The sequence below is a fragment of the Bradyrhizobium uaiense genome, assembly GCF_010811875.1.
GTDB classification, from domain to species: Bacteria; Pseudomonadota; Alphaproteobacteria; order Rhizobiales; family Xanthobacteraceae; genus Bradyrhizobium; species Bradyrhizobium uaiense.
This window is the reverse complement of the sequence record NZ_VKHP01000358.1, coordinates 1-7,447: the sequence shown is the minus strand read 5'-3', so window position 1 is coordinate 7,447 and position 7,447 is coordinate 1. Positions and strand designations below refer to the sequence as shown.

Below are 7,447 nucleotides of genomic sequence, written 5' to 3'. Positions count from 1 at the left end.
GTCCGCGCCGCCCGAATCGCCCCCGACGCGTATCTGGCCACCGTGCCCCGGGGACGACGTACGCGCCACCCGGTTTTCCCGCCCCCCCCCGCACCCCGCTCCGCTCACGCGGGCTATGCTATCCCGCCCCCCCAACACCCCCCGCTCCCCCGCTCCCCCCCGCCCCCGCCCCAAACGCAATCTCCTGATACCCCTTCTCCGCAACGCCGTTGATGATCCCCAGAAACTTCGGCGTGCCGCCGTTGTAGACGAAGTAGCGGACGGTGCCCTCTTCGTGGCCGGGGACGTTGGAGTTGTAGCCGGTGAACCAGCCCTTGGCTTTGCGCATCAGCATGATCTCGTACATCTTGACGACATGCGCGGTCCAGCGCTGCTGCGCCTCCAGCGTCGCGTCGGCGCGGGTCAGGCCACGGTCCCACATGTATTGCAGGAGATTGGTGCACCAGTTGACGCCGTTCTCGATGCCGCGCGGGAAGTTCGTCGAAGCCGACGCGCTTTGCGGGCCGGTCGGCATCAGCAGGTTCGGGAAGCCGTGCACGAGCATGCCGAGGAAGGTCGACGGCGCCTGCTTCCATTTGTCGGCGAGGCGCTCGCCGCCGATGCCGCGGACATCGATCAAATCATAGGCGCCGGTGATGGCGTCGAAGCCGGTGGCGTAGACGATGATGTCGAAGTCGTAGTCGCGCGCCGTGGTGCGCAGGCCGGTCTCGGTGATCTGCACCAGCGGCGTCTCGGAGAGATCGACGAGCTGCACATTGTCGCGGTTGTAGGCCTCGAAATACCGGGTCTCCAGCGGCAGGCGCTGCACGCCAAAACCGTGATCCCGCGGGATCAGTTTTTCGGCGACCTTGGGATCATTCACACGCTGGCGGATGCGGCCTGCGATGTATTCGGACAGCTCGGCATTGGCGGCCTCATCCATAAAAATCTCGCGGAAGTTCGCGAGCCAGATGCCGAAGCCGGGCTCGTCGTAGAGCTTGTCCCACAGCTTAAGCCGTTCCTCGCGGCTCACCTCGTAGAAGCCGCGCTTGTCGGGGCCGTGGACAAAGCTGCCCGGCGTCAGCGCGCAGGCGGCGAAGATCTCGTCGTAGCGGGCGCGGATGTCGGCCATCTCTTCTTCCGAGATCGCAGAGTTGTTGAGCGGCGCGCTCCAGTTCGGCCGGCGCTGGAACACCGTGAGCTCGCCCACCTTGTCGGCGATCTCGCCGATCACCTGGATGCCGGTCGCGCCGGTACCGATCACCGCGACTTTCTTAGCCGTTAGATCGACCGGCTCGTGCGGCCAGTAATAGGTGTGGAACGAACGGCCCTTGAAGTCCTCGACTCCGGGCACGCGCGGCATGGTCGGCGCGGACAGCAGCCCGATCGCGAGCACCACGAAGCGGCAGGTCAGCTCGCGGCCGTCACTGAGCTTCAATTGCCAGAGATCGCGCGCCTCGTCGAACTGCATGGTCTCGACCTTGCAGTTGAACTGCATGTGCCTGCGCAGGTCGAACTTGTCGGCGACGTAGTTGAGATAGCGCAGATTCTCGGGCTGGCCCGAGAAGCGCTCCTTCCAGTGCCACTCGTCGAGCAGCTCGCGCGAGAACGAGAAGCCGTAGGTGTAGCTCTCCGAGTCGAAACGACAGCCGGGATAGCGGTTCCAGTACCAGGTGCCGCCGAGATCGGGCGCGGCTTCCAGCACGGTGGCGTCGATGCCGAGATCGGCCAGCCGCTTGATCTGGTAGATGCCCGCGACGCCGGCGCCGACCACGATCACCTCGTAATGGGTTTTCGCCTCTCCCGTCATGGCTTGCTCCAAAATTCTTCTTGATCTGTTTGATGGGATTACAGACCGTTTTGCCGGATCAGGCAACCGCGCCGCAGCGCGCGCGACTTGCGTTGAGGCGCTGCAAGCGCCACATCGATCACTGCCATTCAACCCGCGCAATCCGGACGAGCAGCATGACCGACAATCTCACCGGCGTCTGGGACGGCAGCTACGTTCAGCCGAGCGGCATGGTCACGTTCCTGGCGACGCTGATCGATGCCGGCGGCGCGCTCGGCGGCAGCGTGACCGAGCCTTGCGTAGTGCCCGGTTGCCCGATCGGCACGCACAACGCCTCGCTGGCAGGTCATCGATCCGGCAGTTCGGTGTCGTTCGTGAAGCGCTACGAGCCGCCCGGGCATGGCTATGGCACGGTTCACTATGAGGGCGCTGTCAATGCCGACGCGACCGAGATCGACGGCCGCTGGAGCATCAGAGGGACTGCGTTCTCGGGACGGTTCTTGATGGTGCGTTCGACTGGGCCGGCGCAATCGGTTGCGGCCGAAGACGAGATCAAGGAGCCGGTGCGGTAGCGCGTGATGGGATTAGGGGAATCGAGCCGCGGACTCCGCCTCACCTTGCCCCGCGTGCGGCAAGGTGAGGCGCGCCGGCGCAACTTCGGAATAATAGAATAATGCCGCTGAGTTGCCCGACATGTCAAGTTGCCATGTCGAATGCCGGCACGCCATCGGCTACTGTGCATGGGGTTGTTTTCGATATTTTGGCAATGCGCCCCTGCGCAGGCAGGCCATATGCGGTGAGAGCCCTCACCCCAGCCCTCAGCCCAGCGCCGCAAGCTCACGCGCGAGGTTGTCGCGGGCGCGGCGGTCGTAGGTCACCGCAAAGCCGGCATCGGGGAAGATCACCTTGCGTGCGGCAAAGTGGCGAAGCACTTTGGCGCGGCCGGCGCGGTAATCGGCGTCGCCGACATGGATGAACTCCTGCCGGATCTCCGCCGCGTAGGCATCGTAGCGCGCGGGCTCGGCGCCGAGGATGCTGAGGTCGATCGAGATCAGGATCGCGCCGAGGCGATCATCGGCCTGGACGTCGTGCGTCTTCGTCAAACGGATCAGGCGGCCGACCTCATGAGCGATGTCGGCTCGGACATGCTGCTCGGCGAGCTGCGCGCTGCGCTCTTCATTGTCCGGCCGGGTCGCGTCATAGACCACATCGTGCCACCAGATCGCTTCCGACAGAATCTCGCGCTCGGCGGCGGAAAGGCCGTCGATACGCGCGAGCGCCGCGAGGCAGTCCTCGATATGCGCGAGGTTGTGATAGTGGCGGCCGGGCGCCGCGTAGGCGGCGGCCAATTCATCGCGATTCATCGCCGAATGATAGAACGAGCGCGGCGGAAATGGTAGGCAGTCACCCGGATGAGCGACCTGCGTGACACGAACCTTCACCGCCTCCCCGACCAGCTCCGCGCAAATCTGCGCCTGGTGTTCGTCGGCACTGCGGCGAGCACGCGCTCGGCCGCGGTCGGGCACTATTACGCGCATCCCGGCAACCGCTTCTGGCGCGCGCTGCATGAGGCCGGCATTACGCCGCGGCGCTATCGGCCGGATGAGTTCGCAGCGCTGCTCGAACTCGGCATCGGCTTCACCGATCTCTCCAAGACCGGCGCCGGGATGGATCATGAGATTGCGCGCGGCTCGTTCGATGTCGCGGGCTTCAGGGCGAAGATCAAAACGGTGCAGCCGAAGACGATCGCCTTCACCAGCAAGAAGGCGGCGAGCCTGTTTTACGACAGACCGACCAGCGCGCTTGCGCTCGGCCGGCAGCCGCACATCAATGGTTTTCCTGACGTGTTCGTGCTGCCGTCGCCGTCTGGCGCAGCATCCGGGCACTGGACGTTGCAGCCGTGGCGTGAGCTGGCCGAGTGGATAACGTAGACATCCGGATGGAACGGGGCAGACTTCTCCGTCATTCCGGGGCGCGCTTCTTAGCGCGAGCCCGGAATCCATTGGGCTGCACAGCTAGTGGATGAATGGATTCCGCGCTCTCGCTCCGCGAGCCCCGGAATGACGAAGCGGCGCCCGCTACTCCTTCAGCGTGATCGCCAATCCGCTGAGATCGACATTGGCCATCAGGCCGATCTGCTTGCCGCTCAATTCGAGCACCGCGCCGTTCTGGTTGGTCAAGAGGATGCCGCGCATGCCGGCGCCGAGCGCGACGCCCACGCCCGCCGCAGCATAGACGCCGGCGATATCCTGGGCGCGGCGGATGTTGCGCACCCGGCCCTGCAACGTGGTCTGGGAGCCGCCGAACACCAGGCCATAATCCAGCCCGCCGGCGGTGAGCCCGTAGGTCTGGCCGTGGAAGGTCAGGACGCCCTTGCCGGCGGAGCCGCCGAAGATCCAGCCGCCCTTGAAGATGACCAGCGTCACCGCGCCCTCGTCAGCCAGCGCGGCGGACGATCCGGTGAGCAGCGCCAGCGCAAACAGCACGGCGCGGGCGGCGGATGAAAATCTCATGGGGAGTTCTCCGGACGAAGTGAGGCGAGAAACAAATCGCGGCAATCCAGCCGATGGGCGACACCGTTGCGGTGCTCGCAGGCCATGCGGGATAGCGCTTGTTCCTGATCTCACGAAGTCTATCATCGCCCGTGCAGCCGCGCGACCGCTGGCGCATGCGCGCCCACCGCTTTGCCGGATCGCTGAGGAGTTTGCGCAACAGGGACCTGCATCAATGCACGATTTCACCCCACTTTCCGGCTTTGCCGGCGGCGCGCTGATCGGGCTCGCCGCGGCGCTCTTGATGCTGCTGACCGGGCGAATCGCTGGGGTCACCGGCATCGTCGGCGGGCTGCTCCAGCCCGATACCGCCGACCGCAGATGGCGCATTGCGTTCATCGCCGGGCTGATCGCGGCGCCCCTGGTTGCGGCGCTGTTCGGCGCGCCGCTGCCGCGGCCGGCGATGAATGCGAGCCTGGTGGTGGTCGCAATCGCGGGCGTGCTGGTCGGATTCGGCACCCGCATGGGCAATGGCTGCACCTCGGGCCACGGCGTCTGCGGCTTCGCGCGGCTGTCCGGCCGCTCGATCGTGGCGACGTTCATCTTCATGACGGCGGCGATCGTAACGGTTGCCATCGTCAGACACGTGATCGGAGGCTAGCCATGCCCGCGCTTGCAAGCTTCGTCTGCGGCCTGATCTTCGGCGCGGGCCTTCTGATCTCCGGCATGACCGATCCGCAAAAGGTGCTCGGCTTCCTCGATCTGTTCGGCGCCTGGGATGCGACGCTTGCCTTCGTGATGGCCGGCGCCGTCGCGGTCGCAGCAACAGGCTTTGCGATCGCGCGGCGGCGCGCCGCACCTGCGTTTTCGGCGCGCTTCCTCTGGCCCGATCGCAACGATATCGATACGCCGCTCGTTGGCGGCGCAATCCTGTTCGGCATCGGCTGGGGCCTGGTCGGCATCTGCCCCGGCCCCGCATTGGTCAATCTCGCCGGGCTCTCACTGCCGATCGTGGTGTTCGTCGTTGCGATGCTGGCAGGCATGATCGGCCAGAATCTCTTCGACAAGAATCTCTGGCGCCGGCGCGCGGCAGCGCCACGCGCCATCGAATCCTCTCCACTTCCATCTCGCGCAGACGGGTGATCCCATGACCACAATCAAGCACTTCCCTCCTCCGCCCGGCATCCAGGCGCCGCCACTCTCGTTCGGCGCCCGCGTCGGCGATTTGCTGTTCATCTCGGGCATTCCCGGCTTCGATGCCAACCGCGAGCTGCCCGACGGCTTCGAGGCGCAGTTCGCCAATGTCGTGACCAATTTCAAGCGCGTGCTGAACGAGGCGGGCGCGACGATGCGCGATCTCGTCAAGGTCAACGTGCTGCTGACCCGCGCCGGCGACGTCGCCACCATGAACGCGCTCTATGCCGGCGCGTTCGGGCCCGCCCCCTATCCCGCGCGCACCACCTGCGTCGTCGTGGCGCTGCCCAATCCGAAGATGCTGATCGAGATCGAGGGCGTGGCATCAGTGAAGGGGTGATCCCGCACTCTCATCGTCGTCCTAGCGAAAGCCAGGACCCATTACCCCAAGTCGCAATTGTTGCGCGACGCTGGGCCACGATCCCGTTCACAATCAAATGCGGTGGTTATGGGTCCTGGCTTTCGCCAGGACGACGATGTGGAGATACCTGCGCTTATCCGCAGCGCGCAGCGCGCGGCTTCAATCAGTCCCTCAAAACAACGACCCCTGCCCGTCATCCTCCCGCACCGGCGTCTTGCGCGGCGCGGCTTTCTTCGCCGCCGGCGCGTCCTCCGCCGCGATCTGTTCCGCGGTCATCGGCAGCAGCAATTGTTCATCGTCGTTGGCGACGGCATTGACGCGCATCGTCACCTGGTGCCAGGCGAACTCGCCGACATCGGGCCCTTTCAGCATCGGCATCACGTCGTCGACATCGTTGGGCAGGCAGTCGAGCCAGCGCGCGAATTGCTCGGGCCTGATCGTGACGGGCACGCGGTGATGCAGTTGCGCGAGATCGGGGCTCGCCGGTGCGGTGACGATCGCCACCGTATCCTGCTCCTCGCCGTTCGGTCCCATCCAGGTCTCGGCAAGCGCTGCGAAGGCGAGCGGGTGGCCGTCGCGGCGATGGATGAAGAACGGCCGCTTGCGGCCGCCGGCATCCTGCCATTCGTAATAGCCGTCGGCCGGGATCAGTGCGCGGCGCCGCTTGATCGCGTTCTTGAAGGCCGGCTTCTCGCGCACCGTCTCGGAGCGGGCGTTGATCAGCAGCGAGAACGTCCGTGGGTCCTTGACCCAGGACGGGATCAGGCCCCAGCGCATCAGTTGAAAATGCCGGCCGCCATTCTGCAGCAGCACGACCGGGATCGGCTGGGTGGGCGCAACATTATACCGCGGCGGAAAATTCGGCTGCTCGATATAGCCGAACATCTCTCGCAAGGCCGCCGGCGGCGAGGTAATGACAAAGCGTCCGCACATATCCTGTCCCGGGTGGTATCCGTTTATTCAGCCTTAACTTGGACCGTTAAAGACTGCGATCAATGACCTCAACGGCCGCCATAGCGGGCTCTTCCCCGCGACCGACGTATCCCGACGAGGCGCGGGCGGCGCAGTTGCGCGCCGCCAACATCAATCCCCGCACCGGGCTTGCGACCGACTACCTCAATCATTTCAACGAAGCCATCATGTTGCTGGAGATGGTGCCGGACCTGCCGGAATGCGCCGACGATTTCCTGGAATGGCAGCCGCTGTCCTATGCCGAGCATTTCACCGCGTCCAACTTTAGGGCACGCGACCTCGCGATCGAGTCCTATGAGACCGCGAACGCCGGTATCCGGGCCGAATTCGACCAGCTCACCGACAGCATGACCAGGATCCTGACCGAGGTCGGCGCCGCGATGCGGCAGTTGCAGCAGGACAAGAGCCGGGTCGCGCTCGCTGAGCAGGCCATCGTCTGGGTCAAGCCGCTGGTGATGCAGATCGCCGGCATCATCAACGGCGCCGCCGAGGCCGATGGCGGCAGCATCATGGCGGGCGCCTGGGAGATAGGGGAGGGTTGGGCGGAGACAGGGGGCGCGCCCTCGACCTAGCCCGACCGCCCGACCCACCCGCAACGCTCCCAGGCAGACGGGACGCTCCCGTACGGCAGGGGGGGGCGGTGCGGCGGCGCCACACCGC

Annotated in this window: 10 protein-coding genes; 6 read left to right on the top strand and 4 right to left on the bottom strand. The window is 65.6% G+C overall.

The features are described from left to right. Positions 1-118: 118 nt before the first annotated feature. Positions 119-1,789 (bottom strand): flavin-containing monooxygenase, encoded by a 1,671-nt coding sequence (locus FNJ47_RS43495; RefSeq protein WP_163162598.1) that lies wholly within the window; start codon positions 1,787-1,789, stop codon positions 119-121. 155 nt (positions 1,790-1,944) lie between these two features. Between FNJ47_RS43495 and FNJ47_RS43490 the strand changes: the two genes are divergently transcribed. After that, a complete protein-coding gene (locus FNJ47_RS43490) occupies positions 1,945-2,340 on the top strand; it encodes a hypothetical protein (RefSeq protein WP_163162596.1) in 396 nt (131 codons plus the stop codon). 246 nt (positions 2,341-2,586) lie between these two features. On the opposite strand, the gene FNJ47_RS43485 is transcribed toward FNJ47_RS43490, so the two are convergent. Beyond that, complete coding sequence (locus tag FNJ47_RS43485) at positions 2,587-3,132, bottom strand: HD domain-containing protein (protein WP_163162594.1); 546 nt, start codon at positions 3,130-3,132, stop codon at positions 2,587-2,589. Positions 3,133-3,180: 48 nt separating this feature from the next. On the opposite strand from FNJ47_RS43485, the gene FNJ47_RS43480 reads away from it, so the two are divergent. Then, a complete protein-coding gene (locus tag FNJ47_RS43480) occupies positions 3,181-3,699 on the top strand; it encodes a mismatch-specific DNA-glycosylase (RefSeq protein WP_175068498.1) in 519 nt (172 codons plus the stop codon). A gap of 147 nt (positions 3,700-3,846) precedes the next feature. On the opposite strand, the gene FNJ47_RS43475 is transcribed toward FNJ47_RS43480, so the two are convergent. Further along, on the bottom strand, positions 3,847-4,281 hold the full coding sequence (locus FNJ47_RS43475) for a hypothetical protein (RefSeq protein WP_163162592.1): 435 nt from the start codon (positions 4,279-4,281) through the stop codon (positions 3,847-3,849). A 214-nt stretch (positions 4,282-4,495) separates the two neighbouring features. Between FNJ47_RS43475 and FNJ47_RS43470 the strand changes: the two genes are divergently transcribed. Genes FNJ47_RS43470 through FNJ47_RS43460 form a run of 3 tightly spaced genes read left to right on the top strand, consistent with a single transcriptional unit; the run spans position 4,496 to position 5,794 of the window. Beyond that, positions 4,496-4,921: a YeeE/YedE family protein gene (locus tag FNJ47_RS43470; protein WP_163162590.1), complete on the top strand. Its 426-nt coding sequence runs from the start codon at positions 4,496-4,498 to the stop codon at positions 4,919-4,921. 2 nt (positions 4,922-4,923) lie between these two features. Beyond that, positions 4,924-5,403, top strand: a complete 480-nt coding sequence (locus FNJ47_RS43465) for a DUF6691 family protein (protein ID WP_163162588.1) — start codon at positions 4,924-4,926, stop codon at positions 5,401-5,403. A gap of 4 nt (positions 5,404-5,407) precedes the next feature. After that, the gene (locus FNJ47_RS43460) at positions 5,408-5,794 is read left to right on the top strand and encodes a RidA family protein (protein ID WP_163162586.1); all 387 of its coding nucleotides are present in this window, start codon (positions 5,408-5,410) and stop codon (positions 5,792-5,794) included. 192 nt (positions 5,795-5,986) lie between these two features. Here the strand turns inward: FNJ47_RS43460 and FNJ47_RS43455 are convergent, their stop codons facing one another. Then, positions 5,987-6,748 (bottom strand): SOS response-associated peptidase, encoded by a 762-nt coding sequence (locus FNJ47_RS43455; RefSeq protein ID WP_163162584.1) that lies wholly within the window; start codon positions 6,746-6,748, stop codon positions 5,987-5,989. 62 nt (positions 6,749-6,810) lie between these two features. On the opposite strand from FNJ47_RS43455, the gene FNJ47_RS43450 reads away from it, so the two are divergent. Next, a complete protein-coding gene (locus FNJ47_RS43450; protein WP_163162582.1) occupies positions 6,811-7,359 on the top strand; it encodes a hypothetical protein in 549 nt (182 codons plus the stop codon). Positions 7,360-7,447: the final 88 nt, after the last annotated feature.

Bases quoted from the DNA above. Each gene is read 5' to 3' on its own strand.
- FNJ47_RS43495 (WP_163162598.1), bottom strand. From the start codon at position 1,789: ATGACGGGAGAGGCGAAAACCCATTACGAGGTGATCGTGGTCGGCGCC.
- FNJ47_RS43490 (WP_163162596.1), top strand. From the start codon at position 1,945: ATGACCGACAATCTCACCGGCGTCTGGGACGGCAGCTACGTTCAGCCG.
- FNJ47_RS43485 (WP_163162594.1), bottom strand. From the start codon at position 3,132: ATGAATCGCGATGAATTGGCCGCCGCCTACGCGGCGCCCGGCCGCCAC.
- FNJ47_RS43480 (WP_175068498.1), top strand. From the start codon at position 3,181: ATGAGCGACCTGCGTGACACGAACCTTCACCGCCTCCCCGACCAGCTC.
- FNJ47_RS43475 (WP_163162592.1), bottom strand. From the start codon at position 4,281: ATGAGATTTTCATCCGCCGCCCGCGCCGTGCTGTTTGCGCTGGCGCTG.
- FNJ47_RS43470 (WP_163162590.1), top strand. From the start codon at position 4,496: ATGCACGATTTCACCCCACTTTCCGGCTTTGCCGGCGGCGCGCTGATC.
- FNJ47_RS43465 (WP_163162588.1), top strand. From the start codon at position 4,924: ATGCCCGCGCTTGCAAGCTTCGTCTGCGGCCTGATCTTCGGCGCGGGC.
- FNJ47_RS43460 (WP_163162586.1), top strand. From the start codon at position 5,408: ATGACCACAATCAAGCACTTCCCTCCTCCGCCCGGCATCCAGGCGCCG.
- FNJ47_RS43455 (WP_163162584.1), bottom strand. From the start codon at position 6,748: ATGTGCGGACGCTTTGTCATTACCTCGCCGCCGGCGGCCTTGCGAGAG.
- FNJ47_RS43450 (WP_163162582.1), top strand. From the start codon at position 6,811: ATGACCTCAACGGCCGCCATAGCGGGCTCTTCCCCGCGACCGACGTAT.